This is a genomic window from Pantoea sp. DY-15 (assembly GCF_019795935.1).
Lineage (GTDB): Bacteria > Pseudomonadota > Gammaproteobacteria > Enterobacterales > Enterobacteriaceae > Pantoea > Pantoea leporis.
In genome coordinates, this window is the sequence record NZ_JAIMIF010000001.1 from 700435 (window position 1) to 719436 (window position 19002).

Genomic DNA, 19002 nt, shown 5'->3' on the forward strand with positions numbered 1-19002 from the left:
GATCACCTCAATGAAAATGGCCTTATCCGCGCAGGCATTGCGCGTGATTGGATGCCTGCTGGAGAAGCAGGTCACCACGCCGGATCAATATCCGCTCTCCCTTAATAGCGTTGTTACCGCCTGTAATCAGAAATCCAACCGCGAACCGGTGCTCAATCTCAGCGAGATGGAGGTGCAAGCGCAGCTTGATGAGCTGGTGAAAAAGCATCTGGTGACGGCCAATAACGGCTTCGGTCAACGCGTCAGCAAGTATGAACAGCGCTTCTGCAATTCCGCTTTCGGCAATCTGCAACTGAGCAGCGCTGAAGTCGCAGTGCTGACGCTGCTGTTCCTGCGCGGTGCACAGACGCCGGGCGAACTGCGCACCCGCAGCGGTCGTCTGCATGAATTCAGCGATATGAATGAAGTCGAGCAGACGCTTAATGGTTTAAGCACGCGCGAGGATGGCCCAATGGTGGTGCGACTGGCGCGCGAACCGGGCAAACGTGAAAGCCGCTATATGCATCTTTTTGGTGGCGAAGTAGAGGAAGACGCGGCCAGCGCAGAAAGCGTCAGTGACAACGGCGATTTAACCGCGCGTGTCGCGCAACTTGAAGAAACGGTTGCTGAGTTGCAGTCGCAACTGCAACAGCTGCTGCAAAAGGAGCACTAATATGACGCTGCGTATTGGCATTGTAGGATTGGGCGGTATCGCGCAGAAAGCGTGGCTGCCGGTGTTATCGCAAGCCAGCGGCTGGCAATTAGCGGGTGCGTTTTCGCCCAATCAGGCAAAGGCGCAACCGATCTGCGATAGCTATCGCATACCTTATTTTGGTCAACTGGATGCGCTGGCCGCCGCCAGTGATGCGGTGTTTGTTCACAGCAGCACCGCCAGCCATTACGAAGTGGTTAAAGCGCTGCTGCTGGCGGGCAAAGATGTGTGCGTCGATAAACCGTTAGCCGAAACGTTGCAACAGGCCGAAGCGCTGGTGGCGCTGGCGGACAAGCAGAAGCGCAAGCTGATGGTGGCATTTAACCGCCGCTTTGCGCCGCGTTATCAACAGCTGAAAAGTGACATGCCACGCGCCGCCTCGCTGCGCATTGAAAAGCACCGCGCGGATAGCGTGGGTCCACAGGATTTGCGTTTTACCCTGCTGGACGATTATCTGCACGTGGTGGACACCGCGCTGTGGCTGGCGGGCGGCAGCCTGACGCGCGAGTTAGGGCATATCGAGACCAATGATGATGGCGCGATGCTGTACGCCGAACACCATTTCTCCGCCGGATCGCTGCAAATCACCACCAGCATGCATCGTCGCGCCGGGACGCAACGCGAAGTCGTCAGCGCCATCTGCGACGGTGATTACATCGAAATTAACGAGATGCGCGACTGGCAGCAGGAAAACCGCGGCGGCATGGTGCGTGATGTGCCGCCCGCGTGGCAAAGCCACCTTACTCAGCGCGGTTTCAGCGGCGCAGCGCACCATTTCATCCAGTGTGTTGAAAATCAGACGATGCCTGAAACCAGTGGCGAACAGGCGCTGGCGGCGCAGCGTCTGGTGGAAAAATTGTGGCGCGATGCCGAACGTGAATAATTCCTTGTAACACTCAATGCTGGTCATTTCCCGCCGTGGCAGTAGACTATCGCCGGACATCACGGGATGTCCGCGCTAAGTCGCTCATTTCTCCGACACTTTTCAGGATGCGCCACTCAATATGAATTTGTTGAAATCGCTGGCTGCGGTCAGTTCGATGACCTTGTTTTCCCGCGTACTGGGCTTTGCCCGCGATGCCATTGTGGCGCGCGTTTTCGGCGCCGGAATGGCAACCGATGCCTTCTTTGTTGCCTTCAAACTGCCGAACCTGCTGCGCCGTATCTTCGCTGAAGGCGCGTTTTCTCAGGCGTTCGTGCCGATCCTCGCGGAATATAAAAGCAAGCAGGGTGAAGATGCCACGCGCGTGTTTGTCGCTTACGTCTCCGGATTACTGACGCTGGTGCTGGCGGTGGTGACCGTGTTAGGGATGATCGCTGCGCCCTGGGTGATTGTGGTGACGGCGCCAGGCTTTGCCGATACCGCCGATAAATTTGCCTTAACCAGCGCACTGCTGCGCGTCACCTTTCCCTATATTCTGCTGATCTCGCTGGCCTCGCTGGCGGGCGCGATCCTCAATACCTGGAACCGGTTTTCCGTGCCGGCGTTTGCGCCGACGCTGCTGAACATCAGCATGATTGGTTTTGCTGTCTTCGCTGCGCCGCATTTTAATCCGCCGGTGATGGCGCTGGCGTGGGCCGTGGTGGTCGGCGGCGTGTTGCAGCTGTTTTATCAGCTGCCGCATCTGAAAAAGATTGGCATGCTGGTTTTGCCGCGCCTGAATCTGCGCGATGCGGGCGTATGGCGCGTAATGCGTCAAATGGGGCCGGCGATCCTCGGCGTTTCGGTGAGCCAGATTTCACTGATCATCAACACCATATTCGCCTCCTTTCTGGTCTCAGGTTCGGTTTCGTGGATGTATTACGCCGATCGCCTGATGGAGTTTCCTTCCGGCGTGCTGGGCGTGGCGCTGGGCACCATTTTGCTGCCCTCGCTGGCGAAGAGTTTTGCCAGCGGCAATCAGGAAGAGTATTCACGGTTGATGGATTGGGGCCTGCGCCTCTGTTTCCTGCTGGCGCTGCCGAGCGCGGTGGCGTTGGGCATTTTGTCCGGGCCGCTGACGGTCGCGCTGTTCCAGTACGGAAAATTCACCGCGTTTGATGCCCTGATGACGCAGCGCGCGCTGATTGCCTATTCAGTGGGTTTGATGGGACTGATCGTGGTGAAAGTGCTGGCACCCGGCTTCTATTCTCGTCAGGACATCAAAACTCCGGTGAAAATTGCCATCGTGACGCTGATTGTGACGCAGCTGATGAACCTGGCGTTTATCGGCCCGCTCAAACATGCCGGTTTGTCGCTGTCGATCGGTCTGGCCGCTTGCCTGAATGCTGCGCTGCTGTACTGGCAACTGCGTAAGCAGGATATCTTCCAGCCGCAGCCTGGCTGGTTCAGTTTCCTGACCCGTTTGCTGATTGCCGTAGTGGTAATGGCCGCAGCGCTGTTTGGCATTCTGCAGGTGATGCCGGCATGGGAAGAGGGGCAGATGTGGTGGCGCCTGATTCGTCTGGCGGCGGTCTGCGCCATTGGCGGCGGCGCATACTTTGTGATGCTTGGTCTGCTCGGCTTCCGCCCGCGCGACTTCGCGCGCCGCACGCTGGTATAAAATTATGCTCCCACGCAGACGGAAGTTTGTTTTGGTCCGGCGGTCCTCGCGCCGCTTCGCGGTACCTTCACTGCGTACGTCAGCCTGACGGACCGGCTCAGACGGGACTTCCTTGTCCCGGCTGAGCCTTTCGCCCGCGTCCTGCGGGCAAATCCTGGCTTCCTTTCTCCGTTCAGCGCTGCGGATGCCTGCCCAAAACAAACTTCCGTCTGCTGCTTATCACTGGTGCGCTGTGCTTAAAAGCACAACAAAAAGGCCGCCATCCCAAAAGATAGCAGCCTCTTCAAACCCACATTTTCTACCCTTTACGACTTAGCGTCGCCTGACCTTTACCCAAACCATCCGGGCCATAAAACGCCTGGGTTTGGTGGGGTCGCAACACCGCCAATGCTTCATTGGTGTAGCCAATTTGATGCTGCAACAAAATCCCGTTATGCGTATTGGCATCGCGCAAGCGGCGCGTGTGCTGCTGAATACGCATCCAGCGGCTTTCGCGAACGCTGTGATCACCATAGGGCGCCTGCGTGCCGAGCGTTTTCTCGGTGGTGCGGCGCATCTCGTCCAGATAATTCAACGTCGTCAGCAGCGCGCTTTTATCTTCAGAAATACGCTGCAGCAGGTTGCCATTGATCTGGCCGGCAGAAAGTTGCTGTTGTTCTTCATCCATTACCACCGCAAGGGATGTCAGCACGTCCTGCATTTTGTCTAAGGTGATCAGCAGATGGTCCATTGGGATTAGTTACCCTCTAAATACGCCTTGGTATCGGCGATCAGCGCGTCGGCGATCTTACCGGTATCCATTTTCAATTCGCCATTACGAATGGCCGTCTTCAGCTGCTCAACGCGCGCTGTATTAATATCTTTGCTGCCAGGCTGCATCAGTTGCGCCTGCGCGGTACTCAACTTCACTTCCGCACCGCTTTCGCTGGTGGTGCTGGCTGCTGGCGTCGCGCTCTGACGCACTTTGCTGCTGTTATCGTTATTGTCGCGTGTTTGAACAGTGCTAACCGGATTCGTAGGCTGCGTTCTGTCGATGCTCATGGTAAGGCTCCTGTAAGGTCAGTTGGGGGTCAGCCAACTGAGTCAGCATAGGGTAATGTCTTTGTTGATATCTCTATCGGCAGAACAACAGGGTTCTTTAACGCTTTATAGCGATATCAGAATATTCCCATCCGCGTCGACGCGACCACTGACAACCTGACCATTTCCCATCCTCACGCGCACCATTTGTGCCGCGCTGGCGTTGTTCAGCGCACGTCCTTCGCTGCTGGCATTAAACCCGTTTCCACTGGCGACTACCATCACATTTTGACCGGCTTTCACGCGCCACGGCTGACGCACCATGGTGGCGGTGACTGGCTGTCCTGGCGGGATATCGCGTAGCGCGACCGCATCGACGACGCCGCTGCTGTCCATCAATGCGCGTGCTGGCAGTTCATCGAGGCGTCCGGTTGCCAGACGCACGTCCGTCGGGCTGAGATTGCTGCCGCGCGCCACCTGACGGCTCGCCACCAGATATTGCCCGGTGACCTGTACCTGGACCTGCAGAAAACGACGATTTTGATCGCAGTTAGCAGCGATGCTGATGTTGCCCCACTGACGGCTATTGCCCGGTAGCTGCAGTTCAGGGGTTCCGCAGTTTGGCCACTGCGCCTGTGGCGTACGCACCACCACCGTCATGCCCGCGGCATGTTGTGGGTCGCGCGCTTTAAAAAATTGGGTCAACTGCGCGGTAAGGTCCGCAGCAGAACTGGGTAGCGCCAGTGCCAGCAAAAGTGTGGCTAGCAAGGTGGAATATCTGCGCATAACGCCTCCTGACGAGAAGATGGCACTGAGTCTACGCCTCGCGCAAAAAAATCAATGTCAAAAATAGCCGTCATTTTTGCTGCTATTCAGACGATCACCCTTGCATTTGTCCACTTAAGCTGTCAGCTCGAAATTCTCATTCGCGGAGGAAGCATGCTCGACAAACTCGATGCCGCGCTGCGATTTGGCACTGAAGCGTTAAACCTACGTGCTCAGCGTCAGGAAATCCTGGCGTCAAACATTGCCAACGCCGATACCCCGGGCTACCAGGCGCGGGATATCGACTTTGCCAGCCAGCTGAGCAAGGTGATACAAAACGGTCGCGCCGAAGGCAGCAGTCTGGCGCTGAATGTGACGTCCTCACGCCACATTGAAGCGCAAACCAACTCTCAGCCGTCACTGGATCTGCTGTACCGCATTCCCGATCAACCCGCCGCGGATGGCAACACCGTGGATATGGATCGCGAACGTACGCAGTTTGCTGATAACAGCCTGAAATACCAAACCGATCTCACCCTCATCAGTAGCCAGATCAAAGGCATGATGAGCGTTCTGCAGGGGCAATAAGCATGGCATTGCTGAATATCTTTGATATCGCCGGTTCTGCGATGACAGCGCAATCACAGCGCCTCAACGTCAGCGCCAGTAACCTGGCCAACGCCGACAGCGTAACCGGCCCAGATGGCCAGCCTTACGTGGCGAAGCAGGTGATTTTCCAGACCGACGCCGCACAAGGTGCAGCCACCGGCGGCGTGAAGGTCGCTGGCGTGGTGAACGATCCTACCCCGGCAAAACTGGTGTATGACCCAGGCAATCCGCTCGCGGATCAGAAGGGCTACGTCAAGATGCCAAACGTTGATGTGGTGTCCGAAACCGTCAACACCATGTCCGCGTCGCGCAGCTACCAGGCCAACGTTGAAGTGCTGAACACGGTGAAGTCAATGATGATGAAAACTCTCACTATCGGTCAGTAACGGAGAACGAATATGAGCGTAGCAGTAGGAATTAAAGACAGTCTGGACCCAACGGTCCTGACTTCCAGTAGCGCTTCGAGCGGTAACTCTTCCGCCGACCTGCAGAATCAGTTCCTGAACATGCTGGTGGCGCAGCTGAAAAACCAGGATCCCACTAATCCTATGGATAACAGCCAGCTCACCACGCAGTTGGCACAGATCAACACCCTGAGCGGTATTGAAAAGCTGAATACCACGCTGGGATCCATCTCCGGCCAGATCACTACCAGCCAGTCGCTGCAGAGTTCAACGCTGATTGGTCACGGTGTGATGGTCAATGGTTCGCAGGTATTGGTGGGCAGCGGTACGACTACGCCGTTTGGCATTGAGCTGGCGACAGCGTCCACGGCCACCAGTGTCACGATTAAAGACAGTAACGGCGCCACGGTCCGCACCATTGACCTCGGCAAACTGAGCTCTGGCGTCCACACCTTCTCGTGGGACGGCAAGCTGGATGACGGTTCTACCGCCGCGGATGGCAAATATTCTGTTTCGCTGGCCGCCAGCAATGGCAGCACGCAACTGGTGGCGCAGCCGCTGAACTATGCCTACGTCAATGGCGTCAGCACCACTGATGGCACCACAAAACTGGATCTCGGCACCATGGGCTCCGCAACCCTCGATGAAATTCGTCAGATTCTCTGATTAACCTTTTAGCAGGAGAGATTACATGTCTTTTTCACAAGCGGTGAGCGGCCTCAATGCTGCCTCCAGCAATCTGGATGTGATTGGTAACAACATCGCCAACTCCGCCACAGCCGGTTTTAAATCCAGCACCATTGCTTTTGCCGATATGTTTGCCGGCTCTAACGTGGGTTTGGGTACCAAAGTTGCCGCCGTCATTCAGGACTTTGGTGATGGAAGTACGACGTCAACCAGCCGTGGACTGGATGTGGCACTGAGCGGCAACGGTTTCTTCCGCATGACCGACGCCAGCGGCGGCGTGTTCTATTCCCGTAACGGCCAGTTCACGCTGGATGCCAACCGTAACCTGGTGAACACCCAGGGTCTGAATGTCACCGGCTATCCGGCCAGCGGCACACCGCCAACCATTCAGACCGGTGCCAACCCAGTGGCGCTGAGTATTCCAACCACGCAGATGGGGGCACGTGCGACGACAACTGCTACCCAGGTTGCGAACCTGAACTCCACCAGCACCACGCCGAGTGTCACCACCTTTGATAAGTCCAACGTTGATAGCTACAACGCGAAAACCACCATGACGGTGTATGACACGCAGGGTAACGATCACCAGTTAGATATGTATTACATCAAAACGGCGGATAACACCTGGACCGTGCATATGGTTGACTCCACCACAGGTGCTGAAATCGGTAACACTGCGGGTGGCGACAACCTGGGCTATCAGATGAAGTTTGATGCCAACGGTAAGCTGACCGGCGTATCAAAAATGATTGATGATCCAGCCAACCCTGGCACTGCCATTCCGGATACCGCTAACACCAGCGCCTCGCTGGCAAACCTGGTTGTGGACGGCACCAACGGGGCGAATGGCATGAACATCAGCCTGAGCATGTTGGGTAGCCTGCAGCAAAACACCGGTGCGACCACTTTTGGTAACCCAACGCAAGACGGTTATCAGCCTGGCGATCTGACCAGCTATACCATCAATGATGACGGCACCATTACTGGCACCTACTCCAACCAGAAAACCCAACTCCTGGGACAAATTGTCTTGTCGAGTTTCTCTAACCCGGAAGGTCTGAAGTCTGAAGGCGACAACGTCTGGTCTGCCACCAGCTCATCAGGTCAGGCAGCTATTGGTCTGGCAGGCACCGGTACTTACGGCAACCTGACTTCAGGTGCACTGGAAGCGTCCAACGTCGATATGAGCAAAGAGCTGGTGAACATGATCGTTGCGCAGCGTAACTATCAGGCCAACAGCCAGACCATCAAAACTCAGGACCAGATTCTTAACACCCTGGTTAACTTACGTTAATTCGCTAACGGGATTGCTTTATGGATCACGCAATATATACCGCCATGGGCGCGGCCAGTCAGACGTTGGATCAGCAGTCGGTAACGGCCAGCAACCTCGCCAACGCCTCAACGCCGGGCTTTCGTGCTCAGCTCAACGCGTTGCGCGCGGTGCCGGTCAGCGGCTGGTCGCTGCCGACGCGTACGCTGGTTGCCGCTTCCACGCCGGGCGCCGATATGTCACCGGGCTCGATGGACAACACCGGCCGCACGCTGGATGTGGGGGTCGCGCAGGATGGCTGGTTGGCGGTGCGTGCCGCTGACGGTACCGAAGCTTATACCCGCAACGGCAACATGCAGATCAGCGCGACCGGTATTTTGACTATTCAGGGCAATCCCGTAATGGGCGATGGTGGTCCGATCGCCATCCCGCAAGGCGCTGAATTGACCATCGCGGCAGACGGGACCATCACCTCGCGTAACGCCGGTGATGCACCCAATGCCACGGTGCAGATTGGTCGCCTGAAGCTGGTGCGCGCCACCGGTAAAGAGATGCAGCGCGGTGATGACGGCATGTTCCGTCCTAATCAGCAAACCCAGGCAACGCGCGGCGCTGCGCTGGCAAATGATGCCACCATGACGGTGATGCCCGGCGTGCTGGAGGGCAGTAACGTCAAGCCGGTGGAAACCATGGTCGATATGATCGCCAACGCCCGACGTTTTGAGATGCAGATGAAAGTGATCTCCAACGTCGATGAAAACGAACAAAAAGCTAACAGCTTGCTCAACATGAGCAGCTAAGGCGTAAGGAAAACACCATGATTCGTTCTTTATGGATCGCCAAAACCGGTCTTGACGCTCAGCAAACCAACATGGACGTCATCTCCAACAACCTCGCGAACGTAAGCACCAACGGCTTTAAACGTTCGCGCGCGGTATTTGAAGATTTGATGTACCAAACCCTGCGTCAGCCGGGCACCCAGTCGTCGGAGCAAACCACGCTGCCGTCTGGCTTGCAGATCGGTACCGGTGTGCGTCCTGTCACCACTGAACGTCTGCATCAGCAGGGTAACCTGTCGCAGACCAGCAACTCGAAAGACGTGGCGATTAACGGCCAGGGTTATTTCGAAGTGCAGATGCCGGACGGCACCTCGGCGTATACCCGTGATGGTTCATTCCAGGTTGACCAGAACGGTCAGCTGGTGACTAACGCCGGCTATCCGGTACAGCCAGGCATCACTATTCCGGCCAACGCCACCAGCATCACGATTTCGCGCGATGGCGTGGTGAGCGTGACGCAGCAGGGCCAGACCAACCCGGCGCAGGTCGGTCAGCTGACGCTGAGCACCTTCATGAACGATGCGGGCCTGAACAGCCAGGGTGAAAACCTCTATCAGGAGACGCAGGCATCCGGTGCGGCGACGCAGAGTACGCCAGGCCAGAACGGCGCGGGTCTGCTGTATCAGGGTTATGTCGAAACCTCGAACGTCAACGTGGCGGAAGAGCTGGTCACCATGATTCAGACGCAGCGCGCCTACGAGATCAACAGTAAAGCGATCAGCACCTCCGATCAGATGCTGGCGAAGTTAACCCAGCTGTAATGCTGGTGTCGTTGGGCCAGCTTCGCTGGCCTGATTAAGCAACATGAAGAAGGTCAAAAAGTGGCGAAGCAAGTGATTCTCAAGCCTGGTCATTGGTTGGTAGCCACGCTGCTACTCACGCTTAACGGTTGTGCGCTGGTTCCGCGCACTCCACTGGTACAGGGATCGACTACGGCAGAGCCGACGCCATCCGCACCGCCGGTGGTGAACGGTTCCATTTTTCAGGGCGTCGCACCGCTGAACTACGGCTATCAGCCGCTGTTTGAGGATCGTCGTCCACGCAACATTGGCGATACATTGACGATCACCTTGCAGGAAAACGTCAGCGCCAGCAAAAGTTCTTCGGCCAATGCCAGCCGCGATGGCAGCAACAGCTTTGGTGTGACGGGTGTACCAACCGGCCTGAGCGGTCTGGTGGGTGCCGGTGGCGAAAAAGCCACGCTGGATGCCAATGGCAAAAATGACTTCGCTGGTAAAGGTGGCGCGACGGCCAACAACACCTTTACGGGCACCATCACCGTCACCGTCAATCAGGTGTTGTCGAACGGCAACCTGCGCGTGGTGGGTGAGAAACAGATCGAAATTAACCAGGGCACCGAATTTATCCGGTTCTCGGGCGTGGTTAACCCACGCACCATCAGCGCCAGCAACGCGGTGCTGTCAACGCAGGTGGCCGATGCACGTATTGAGTACGTCGGAAATGGTTATATCAATGAAGCGCAGACGATGGGCTGGTTCCAGCGTTTCTTCCTGAACGTCTCGCCGATGTAAGAGGTAGTAACAATGAATATGACGACTCTGCTCCGCCTGAGCCTTGGCATGCTGCTCGGTTTCAGCTTACTGGCGCATGCTGACCGCATCCGCGATCTGACCTCCGTGCAGGGCGTGCGCGACAACCAGCTGATCGGTTACGGTTTGGTGGTGGGCCTTGATGGTACCGGTGACCAGACCACCCAAACGCCGTTCACCACCCAAACCGTGAGCAACATGCTCTCCCAGCTCGGCATTACTGTGCCGGCTGGCACCAATATGCAGCTGAAAAACGTGGCGGCCGTGATGGTGACCGCCAAGCTGCCAACCTTTGCGCGTCAGGGGCAAACCGTTGATGTGGTGGTTTCTTCGCTGGGTAACGCCAAGAGTTTGCGCGGCGGTACGCTGCTGATGACGCCGATGAAAGGCGTCGATAACCAGGTTTATGCGCTGGCGCAGGGTAACATTCTGGTCGGCGGTGCCGGCGCTTCAGCCGGTGGCAGCAGCGTGCAGGTTAACCAACTGAATGGAGGTCGCATTACCGGCGGTGCCACGGTAGAGCGTGAACTGCAGAGCAACTTTGGTAGCCAGAACACCATTAACCTGCAGCTGAATAATGAAGACTTCAGCATGGCGCAGCGCATTGCCGACGCCATCAACAGCCGTGGGATTGGTTCGGCGCAGCCGCTGGATGCCCGTACTGTGCAGATTCGCGTCTCGCCGAATAACAGTTCTCAGGTGCGTCTGCTGGCCGAAATTCAGAACCTTGATGTTGCGGTGCCGCTCGAAGATGCCAAGGTGATTATTAACTCACGTACCGGTTCGGTGGTGATGAACCGCGAAGTGACGCTGAACACCTGTGCGGTGGCGCAGGGCAATCTGTCGGTTACCGTCAATCAGCAGCAGAACGTCAGTCAGCCGGATACGCCGTTGGCGGGTGGGCAGACTGTGACCACCAACAACACCCAGATCGATCTGCGTCAGAGTGGCGGCGCGCTGCAACGGGTTAACGCCAGCGCCAACCTCAATAACGTGGTACGTGCACTGAATGCGCTGGGTGCGTCACCGATTGAGCTGATGTCGATTTTGCAATCGATGGAAAGCGCAGGCTGCTTGCGCGCCAAACTGGAAATTATCTGATGAACGATACGCAATCGCTGGTGAATGCGGCGTACGACAGCCGCTCGCTGAACGACCTGAAACGCGAAGCCGCCGCCGACCCGAAAGGGAAGGCGATGCAGGTGGCCAAACAGGTGGAAGGGATGTTCGTGCAGATGATGATGAAAAGCATGCGTGCAGCGCTGCCGCAGGATGGCCTGCTGAGCAACGATCAGACGCGGCTTTTCACCTCGATGTACGATCAGCAGATTGCGCAGGAGATCGGCAAACGCGGTCTCGGCATGGCCGATATCATCGTTAAGCAGATGCAGCCCGCTCAGGAGCCGGACGAGACCGCCGGTACGGTGCCGATGAAGCTGGATAACAGCTTCATCTATAGCAACCTGCCGTCGAATCAGCTGGAGCAGATGGTGCGTAAAGCGGTGCCGCGTTTGCCGGTCTCGCCCAGCAGTTTGCCGAGCGACAGCAACGACTTTATCGCGCAGCTGGCGCAGCCGGCGCAGGTCGCCAGCCAGCAGAGCGGTATTCCGCATCACCTGATTCTGGCGCAGGCCGCACTGGAATCCGGCTGGGGCCAGCGACAGATTCTGACGCGCGACGGCAAGCCGAGTTACAACGTGTTTGGCATTAAGGCGAGCGGCGACTGGAAGGGCGAAACCACCGATATCATGACCACCGAATACGAAGGCGGGGCAGCGAAGAAAGTGCGCGCGAGTTTCCGTGTGTATGGTTCCTATATGGAAGCGCTCAGCGATTACGTCAAACTGCTGTCCAATAATCCTCGTTATGCTGCCGTTGCCAACGCACCGAGTGCCGAGCAGGGCGCGCGTGCCTTGCAGGCCGCCGGTTACGCTACCGATCCAAAGTATGCGCAGAAACTGGTGGGAATGATCCAGCAATTCAAAAACATGGGCGAAAAAGTGGTGAAGGCGTACAGCAACGACATCACCGATTTGTTCTGATTTTTGCTCTCAAGTTTCACTTAAGCACGCCGATAACAATCACATGCCGCGGGCGTCTTCGTCCGCGCAATCGCACTGATGACTGCCAGCCCGGTTAACGGGAAATTAAGGAACCGAGATGTCCAGCATAATTAACTCAGCGATGAGTGGGCTGAGCGCCGCACAGGCTGCATTAAGCACCACCAGTAACAACATCAGTAATTACACGGTAGCGGGCTATTCGCGTCAGACGGCGATTTTGTCGCAGTCGAACAGCACCTTGCAGGGCAACAGCTATTACGGCAACGGTGTAACGCTCTCCGGCGTACAGCGTGAGTATGACGAGTTCATCACCGCCCAGCTGCGTGGCTCCAGCGCCAATTACAGCGCAGTGAACACGCAATACAACCAAATTTCCAACATTGACGATCTGCTGTCGACGTCGACCACCAGCTTGTCGACCTCAATCCAAAGCTTCTTCACCAACGTGCAGAACGTGGTGAGTAACGCCAACGACCCGTCGGCGCGTCAGTCAATGCTGAGCTACGCTCAAGGCCTGGTGAACCAATTCCAGACCACCGCGCAGTATCTCAACAATATGCAGAATAGCGTTAACACGGATATTGCCTCGAACGTCGATCAGATCAACACCTTCACCAGCCAGATTGCCGACCTGAACAGCCAGATCGCCAAGCTGACCACCGGCGGTGGCGCGGCGCCGAACAATTTGCTGGATCAGCGCGATCAGTTGGTGAATAGCCTGAACAATGTGGTGGGCGTGAACGTATCCCAGCAGGACGGCAGCTATATTGTCTCGATGGGCAGTGTGACGTTGGTGAATGGTAAAAACTCCACCAGCCTGGTGGCGATGCCGTCCAGCAGCGATTCAACGCGTACTACAGTCGGTTATGTTGATAAGCAGGCGGGTAACGTTGAGATCCCTGAGAAGACGTTAACTACCGGTTCACTCGGCGGTTTGCTGGCGTTCCGCACCCAGGATCTGGATACCGCGCAAAATCAGCTCGGCCAGTTAGCTGCGGCGTTCACCACCAGCTTCAATACTGTGCACAGCGAAGGTTATGACAGCAACGGTGACCAGGGTGGAAACTTCTTTAATATCGGTTCGCCAACCGTGGTGGGTAACAGCAAAAATACCTCAGCGGCTACCGTTACGGCGGCATGGTCAGACACCAGCGCGATGAAAGCCTCTAACTACACCGTAAGTTATGATGGCAGCAACTGGTCGGTGACCCGCATGTCTGACAACGTGAAGTTTAGCGTTACGCCAGACGCGACCGACGGCACCCTCAACTTTGATGGCCTGAAACTGACGGTGAGCACCTCACCCGCGCCTAACGCGAAAGACAGTTTCCTGGTCAAACCGGTCCAGAACGTCATTGCGGGCATGTCGGTCGCGATCACCGATGAGTCGCAAATTGCTGCGGCATCCAGCGCAACCAGCGGTGAAAGCGAGAACCGTAACGCGCAGAAATTGTTGGATCTGCAGGATAGCAAGCTGGTGAATGGTAATGCGACCATCGCCCAGGCTTACGCCAGCATTGTCAGCACCGTCGGTAATAAAACCAGTACATTAAAAACCGCGAGCACCACCCAGGAGAACGTGGTGACACAGCTCAGCGATCGCCAGCAGTCAGTATCGGGGGTCAACCTTGATGAAGAGTATTCGAATCTGACTAAGTATCAGCAGTTCTATATGGCGAACGCGCAAGTGCTGCAAACAGCGAGTACCATTTTCAATGCGCTGATGGGCATCCGCGGCTAAGAATAGAGGATAAAAACCATGCGTCTTAGTACCAATATGATTTTCAACCAGCAGGTGCGCGGGATTACTGATTCGCAAGCTTCCTGGTTAAAAGTAGGCGAACAGCTCTCTAGCGGACTGCGCGTCAGCAATCCTTCAGATGATCCTATCGCCGCCTCACGTGCCGTCGTGCTTTCGCAATCGCAGGCGAAAAGTACCCAATATGCCACGGCACGCAGCTTTGCCGATCAGAGCTTGTCGATGGAAGAGAACGCACTCTCCAGCGTGACCAGCAGCATCCAGGATGCGCAGACCATGATTGTGTATGGTTCTACCGGTACGCTGAGTGACGATGACCGCGCATCGATTGCCACCAAATTAGAAGGCATTCGCTCGCAATTACTTAACCAGGCCAATAGCCGTGATGGTAATGGACGATACATTTTTGCGGGCTATCAGACTGATGTCGCACCTTTCAGCGATGCCGGTGCGCCGGCCGGTGTCACTTATGTGGGTGGCGCGGATGCCATTACGCAGAAAGTCGATGATGGTCGCACGATGGCGGTGAGTAGCACAGGATCGTCAGTATTTATGTCGATAACCAGCAACGCGAAAGCCGAGCCGGACGGCAGTGCCAGCGAGACCAATCTGTTTAACATGCTCGATAGTGCAATTGCAGCGTTAAAAACGCCGCAGGATGATGCTGATGATGCAACCAAGCAGGTTTTCCAGGATGCCATGGATAAAACCAACCGTGGCTTGAGCAACTCCTTGAACAACGTGCTGGCAGTGCGTTCAGCCGTGGGCTCACAGCTGGCTGAACTCGATACGCTGGACGCGCAGGGTGATGACCGTGACACCATTATGGCATCGCAAATGACGGATCTGGTGCAGGTTGATTACACCCAAGCCATTTCAAGCTACACCATGCAACAAACGGCCTTGCAAGCTTCGTATAAGACCTTCACCGATATGTCGAAGCTGTCACTGTTCCAGCTTAATTCGTAATTGACCTGAACCTTTGAGCGTACTTTAACCGGGTGCGCTTAGTTTCTCCCACCGCCTCTCGAGGCTGTGGGATTTTTTTTGCCTGTTATTCTGGTTGCCATAAATGGCGACCGCAGGCAATAAAAAACCCCGGACTGGCCGGGGTTTGATGTTGACTGACTTGCCAGAGGTTACGCGCTTTCCGGACGGGTTGCCGGTGCGGTTGCCTGATGCGTCGCGCTGTGACCACCGGCTGAGCCGCGGCCCTCGAAGCCAAAGGCTGGACGGACCCAGTCGCTGTTGCGAACCGGTTCAGGTTCCCACGCCGGTGCCGGTGCTTTGGTCATCGGTGCGGTAGCGTGATGCTTGAAGCGCGTCTCAACCGTGGTTACTGCGGTATCACGTGCCGCAACCGGCGCATGAGGTTCAGTGACTGGCGTGACTTCGGCTTCAGCGGCGACTGGCGCAGCCAGCACGTCTTCAACCTGAGCTTCAACTGCTGGCGATACATCGATCGGCGCCTGTTCAACAACTGCAGCCACTTCGCTTACTTCAGGCTTCGCTTCTTCAGCCACGGCAGCCGGTTCCGCTTCAGCCGCTGTTTCCTGGGCAACCTGTTCGTCAGCAGCAGAGATCACTGATGGCTCTTCGTTAACGGGCGCGGCAATCGGCGTGACGTCATCCGTATTCACCACGGGCACATCGGTGTGCGCCTGCGGTTCAACCTGATGTACGGCTTCTTCAGCGGCAACCTGCTCAACGGCCGGTTCAACGGCGGCAGCGGGTTGAGTCTCGGCATCCGGTGTTTGCTGGTAACCGTAATCCGACACTTCATGCATCGCATCTTGTGTGCTGTACTCTTCCTGCGCTTGCGTAACCGGGTAAGAAATCCACACTTTGCCTGACGCCATTTCTGGTGAGGCAGCAGCAGATTCCAGCGGCATTGCAGACTGCGTTGGGTAACGCTCGTCACGATAACGACGACGACGCTGACCACTCACGCGCAGGTGACGCGGAGAACGACGTGAACGGCGCGGCATGTTGGCGCTATCACGGTTATCGCTATCATCTTGCTCGTCATTGCTGGCTTCAGGATGTTCGTTGTACTGAGCGCGCGGCGCAGTTTCAACGGCGGCTTCATGCACCACTGGTGCTGCGGCAGCAATTTCAGTGGTATCGCCCACACGCACGCGCTGTGACAGCTGACGCTGCTTACGACGCGGCATGACCTGAACGCGTTCTTCTTCGTGCTCAACGTTTTCGTCAACCGCAGGCGCCTGAACAACCGGTTCAGCGGCTTTCTGATCCTGCTGCTGAGCACGTTTTTCTTCCTGACGACGACGCTGGCGATCGGCACGCTGTTCGCGGCGCTGTTGCTGCTGCTCATCACGTTGCTCAAGCGCTTCATCGCTCAGGACTGAACGCGCTTCACGCGGCTCGTTCTGACGCTTGTTGCGACGATTGTCCTGATTGTCACGCGGTTCGCGGGCTTCACGTGGCTCACGTGCTTCACGCGGCTCGCGCGGTTCACGGCCTTCGCGCACCTGACCGTTCTCGCCATTACGCGGAGTACGTTCACGACGGTTGTTGCGACGGTTGTTATTGTTACGACGTTCGCCACGCTGCTGGGTATTTTCAGATTCAGCGGCAACAACTGCTGGGGTTTCCTGCTTAGTTTCAGCAGGCGCCGCAGCAGGCGCATCACCGGCAAACAGTTTCTTCAAGCCACTCAGAAGGCGAGCGACGAAACCAGTGTTGGTTACTGCAGGCGCAGCAACTGCTGGTTTGGTTTTCACTTCAGCTGCTGGCTGAGACTCTTTCACCACTTCAACCGGCGCAGGCGGCGCATCAGGCATCGCGAAGGCGGCCAGTGCTGGCTGCTCCGGACGACGACGCTCAGCGTGCTCTTCTTCAGAAGGCAGCGCCATTTCCGCTTCGTGCAGTTTCGGTAAGTGATAGCTCAGCGTTTGCGTCTCTTCGCCAGTACGAACACGCAGTACCGAGTAGTGTGGCGTTTCCATCTGATCGTTTGGCACGATGATGGCACGCACACCGCCCTGGCGTTTTTCGATGGCGCTAACGGCATCACGCTTTTCGTTCAGCAGGTAAGAGGCGACCTGAACCGGAACAATGGCATGCACTTCTTTAGTGTTGTCTTTCAGCGCTTCTTCTTCAATCAGACGCAGAATAGACAGCGACAGCGATTCGTTATCACGGATGGTGCCGGTTCCGCTGCAGCGTGGGCAGACGTGATGGCTGGATTCACCCAGTGACGGGCTCAGACGCTGACGCGACATCTCCAGCAAGCCGAAGCGTGAAATGTGGCTGATCTGAATACGCGCACGATCCTGACGTACCGCTTCACGCAGGCGGTTTTCCACCGCGCGCTGGTGGCGTACTGGCGTCATGTCGATGAAGTCGATAACAATCAGGCCGCCGAGATCGCGCAGACGCAATTGGCGAGCAATCTCATCCGCCGCTTCCAGGTTGGTGTTGTACGCGGTTTCTTCGATATCACCGCCGCGAGTAGCGCGTGCGGAGTTGATATCAATCGCCGTCAGGGCTTCGGTGCTATCGATAACAATCGATCCGCCTGATGGCAGACGCACTTCACGCTGGAAGGCGGATTCAATCTGCGATTCGATTTGGTAGTGGCTGAACAGCGGGATTTCACCGGTGTAGAGTTTGATTTTGCTGCTGAAGTCCGGACGACCCAGTGCAGCAATGTGCTGACGGGCCAGTTCCAGTACTTTTGGATTATCGATAAGGATTTCACCGATATCCTGACGCAGATAGTCGCGGAAGGCGCGCACGATAACGTTGCTTTCCTGATGGATCAGGAAAGGCGCTGGGCGGCTGTCTGCGGCTTTCTTAATGGCTTCCCAGTGCTTCATACGGAAGCTGAGATCCCACTGCAGTGATTCGGCAGATTTACCCACGCCCGCAGTGCGGACGATCAATCCCATGCCGTCTGGAAGTTCCAGTGCGGAAAGTGCTTCTTTTAATTCGGTACGGTCGTCGCCCTCAATGCGGCGTGAAATACCACCGGCACGTGGGTTGTTCGGCATCAATACCAGATAGCTACCGGCCAGGGAAATAAAGGTGGTGAGTGCTGCACCTTTATTACCGCGTTCCTCTTTATCAATTTGAACGATAACTTCCTGACCTTCACGCAGCACATCTTTGATATTCGGACGACCATGTGCGTTGTAATTGGCGGGGAAGTATTCGCGGGAAATTTCTTTCAGAGGGAGGAAACCGTGACGTTCTGCACCATAATCGACAAATGCAGCTTCAAGGCTGGGTTCAACGCGGGTGATTTTACCTTTGTATATGTTGGCTTTTTTCTGTTCGTGTCCAGGACTTTCAATATCCAGATCGTACAGACGTTGTCCATCAACCAGGGCAACGCGCAACTCCTCCTGCTGAGTTGCGTTAATTAACATTCTTTTCATCGTGACTTACTCGTTATTCTCACATGAGTGATCTAGCTGCGGGCATCGTTACCCTGGACGAGAATCAACCGATGGCCCCGTGTCTTAATGCACTGACGTCAACCTCACGGTTGTCGGCGGCTAAAGGGGCGCAAATCTTGTCGGTGGCCTGTTTTTCATAAGGAAATCCAGCGCCTGAAGGTGGAAATGTTACAGAGTATTCAAAAATCCACACATCCTGGTCTGTCGTCCAGGCCGCAACCCGCAGCCCGCTAAGTGCCTGATTTAACATTACGTCTTACGCCATTGCTGCGTGTCCGTTAAATCCGGCAAAATGACTTATTTCGCTCTTTTTCCTGCCTGAATCTTTCCAGGGCAGAAACCCCTGCATTATTCCATTGCTAACTCACATTAAGC

Annotated in this window: 19 protein-coding genes; 14 read left to right on the forward strand and 5 right to left on the reverse strand. The window is 56.2% G+C overall.

The window, feature by feature from the left end; all coding sequences use genetic code 11:
- Positions 1–10: 10 nt before the first annotated feature.
- The 3 genes from K5Y32_RS03395 (at position 11) to murJ (ending at position 3234) form a co-directional block, all read left to right on the forward strand.
- Positions 11–652 carry a DUF480 domain-containing protein gene (locus K5Y32_RS03395; protein WP_222181796.1) on the forward strand — a complete coding sequence of 214 codons (642 nt, stop codon included), beginning with the start codon at positions 11–13 and terminating at the stop codon, positions 650–652.
- A 1-nt stretch (position 653) separates the two neighbouring features.
- Positions 654–1574 (forward strand): Gfo/Idh/MocA family protein, encoded by a 921-nt coding sequence (locus K5Y32_RS03400; RefSeq protein ID WP_137385551.1) that lies wholly within the window; start codon positions 654–656, stop codon positions 1572–1574.
- Between the two features lie 121 nt (positions 1575–1695).
- A complete protein-coding gene (gene murJ, locus K5Y32_RS03405) occupies positions 1696–3234 on the forward strand; it encodes a murein biosynthesis integral membrane protein MurJ (protein WP_101760853.1) in 1539 nt (512 codons plus the stop codon).
- Positions 3235–3532: 298 nt separating this feature from the next.
- On the opposite strand, the gene flgN is transcribed toward murJ, so the two are convergent.
- From flgN to flgA, 3 genes are all read right to left on the reverse strand, one after another.
- Positions 3533–3964 (reverse strand): flagellar export chaperone FlgN, encoded by a 432-nt coding sequence (gene flgN, locus K5Y32_RS03410; RefSeq protein WP_222181797.1) that lies wholly within the window; start codon positions 3962–3964, stop codon positions 3533–3535.
- A 5-nt stretch (positions 3965–3969) separates the two neighbouring features.
- A complete protein-coding gene (gene flgM, locus K5Y32_RS03415) occupies positions 3970–4275 on the reverse strand; it encodes a flagellar biosynthesis anti-sigma factor FlgM (protein ID WP_101760851.1) in 306 nt (101 codons plus the stop codon).
- A 105-nt stretch (positions 4276–4380) separates the two neighbouring features.
- Positions 4381–5040, reverse strand: a complete 660-nt coding sequence (flgA, locus tag K5Y32_RS03420) for a flagellar basal body P-ring formation chaperone FlgA (protein WP_222181798.1) — start codon at positions 5038–5040, stop codon at positions 4381–4383.
- 153 nt (positions 5041–5193) lie between these two features.
- Here flgA and flgB point away from each other — a divergent pair, with 153 nt between their 5' ends.
- The 11 genes from flgB (at position 5194) to flgL (ending at position 15172) form a co-directional block, all read left to right on the forward strand.
- A complete protein-coding gene (flgB, locus tag K5Y32_RS03425) occupies positions 5194–5607 on the forward strand; it encodes a flagellar basal body rod protein FlgB (RefSeq protein ID WP_222181799.1) in 414 nt (137 codons plus the stop codon).
- Positions 5608–5609: 2 nt separating this feature from the next.
- Entirely contained in the window at positions 5610–6014 is a 405-nt protein-coding gene (flgC, locus tag K5Y32_RS03430; RefSeq protein ID WP_064740862.1) for a flagellar basal body rod protein FlgC, read from the forward strand.
- A 12-nt stretch (positions 6015–6026) separates the two neighbouring features.
- Positions 6027–6698, forward strand: coding sequence for a flagellar hook assembly protein FlgD (gene flgD / locus K5Y32_RS03435; protein WP_110865917.1), 672 nt, complete (start codon positions 6027–6029; stop codon positions 6696–6698).
- A gap of 25 nt (positions 6699–6723) precedes the next feature.
- On the forward strand, positions 6724–8013 hold the full coding sequence (gene flgE, locus K5Y32_RS03440) for a flagellar hook protein FlgE (protein ID WP_222181800.1): 1290 nt from the start codon (positions 6724–6726) through the stop codon (positions 8011–8013).
- Between the two features lie 20 nt (positions 8014–8033).
- On the forward strand, positions 8034–8792 hold the full coding sequence (locus K5Y32_RS03445) for a flagellar basal body rod protein FlgF (protein WP_101760847.1): 759 nt from the start codon (positions 8034–8036) through the stop codon (positions 8790–8792).
- A gap of 17 nt (positions 8793–8809) precedes the next feature.
- Entirely contained in the window at positions 8810–9592 is a 783-nt protein-coding gene (gene flgG, locus K5Y32_RS03450) for a flagellar basal-body rod protein FlgG (RefSeq protein ID WP_007885801.1), read from the forward strand.
- Positions 9593–9652: 60 nt separating this feature from the next.
- Positions 9653–10363, forward strand: a complete 711-nt coding sequence (locus K5Y32_RS03455) for a flagellar basal body L-ring protein FlgH (protein WP_097094260.1) — start codon at positions 9653–9655, stop codon at positions 10361–10363.
- Between the two features lie 12 nt (positions 10364–10375).
- Positions 10376–11482 carry a flagellar basal body P-ring protein FlgI gene (locus tag K5Y32_RS03460; protein ID WP_101760846.1) on the forward strand — a complete coding sequence of 369 codons (1107 nt, stop codon included), beginning with the start codon at positions 10376–10378 and terminating at the stop codon, positions 11480–11482.
- Positions 11482–12423: a flagellar assembly peptidoglycan hydrolase FlgJ gene (flgJ, locus tag K5Y32_RS03465; RefSeq protein WP_222181801.1), complete on the forward strand. Its 942-nt coding sequence runs from the start codon at positions 11482–11484 to the stop codon at positions 12421–12423. Before K5Y32_RS03460 ends, flgJ begins: the two co-directional genes overlap by 1 nt.
- Before the next feature lie 118 nt (positions 12424–12541).
- Positions 12542–14185 (forward strand): flagellar hook-associated protein FlgK, encoded by a 1644-nt coding sequence (gene flgK, locus K5Y32_RS03470; protein ID WP_222181802.1) that lies wholly within the window; start codon positions 12542–12544, stop codon positions 14183–14185.
- Between the two features lie 18 nt (positions 14186–14203).
- On the forward strand, positions 14204–15172 hold the full coding sequence (gene flgL, locus K5Y32_RS03475; RefSeq protein WP_137385556.1) for a flagellar hook-associated protein FlgL: 969 nt from the start codon (positions 14204–14206) through the stop codon (positions 15170–15172).
- Positions 15173–15342: 170 nt separating this feature from the next.
- Here the strand turns inward: flgL and rne are convergent, their stop codons facing one another.
- A complete protein-coding gene (gene rne, locus K5Y32_RS03480; RefSeq protein WP_222181803.1) occupies positions 15343–18606 on the reverse strand; it encodes a ribonuclease E in 3264 nt (1087 codons plus the stop codon).
- Positions 18607–18670: 64 nt separating this feature from the next.
- On the reverse strand, positions 18671–18877 hold the full coding sequence (locus K5Y32_RS03485; RefSeq protein WP_101760841.1) for a hypothetical protein: 207 nt from the start codon (positions 18875–18877) through the stop codon (positions 18671–18673).
- Between the last annotated feature and the right edge of the window lie 125 nt (positions 18878–19002).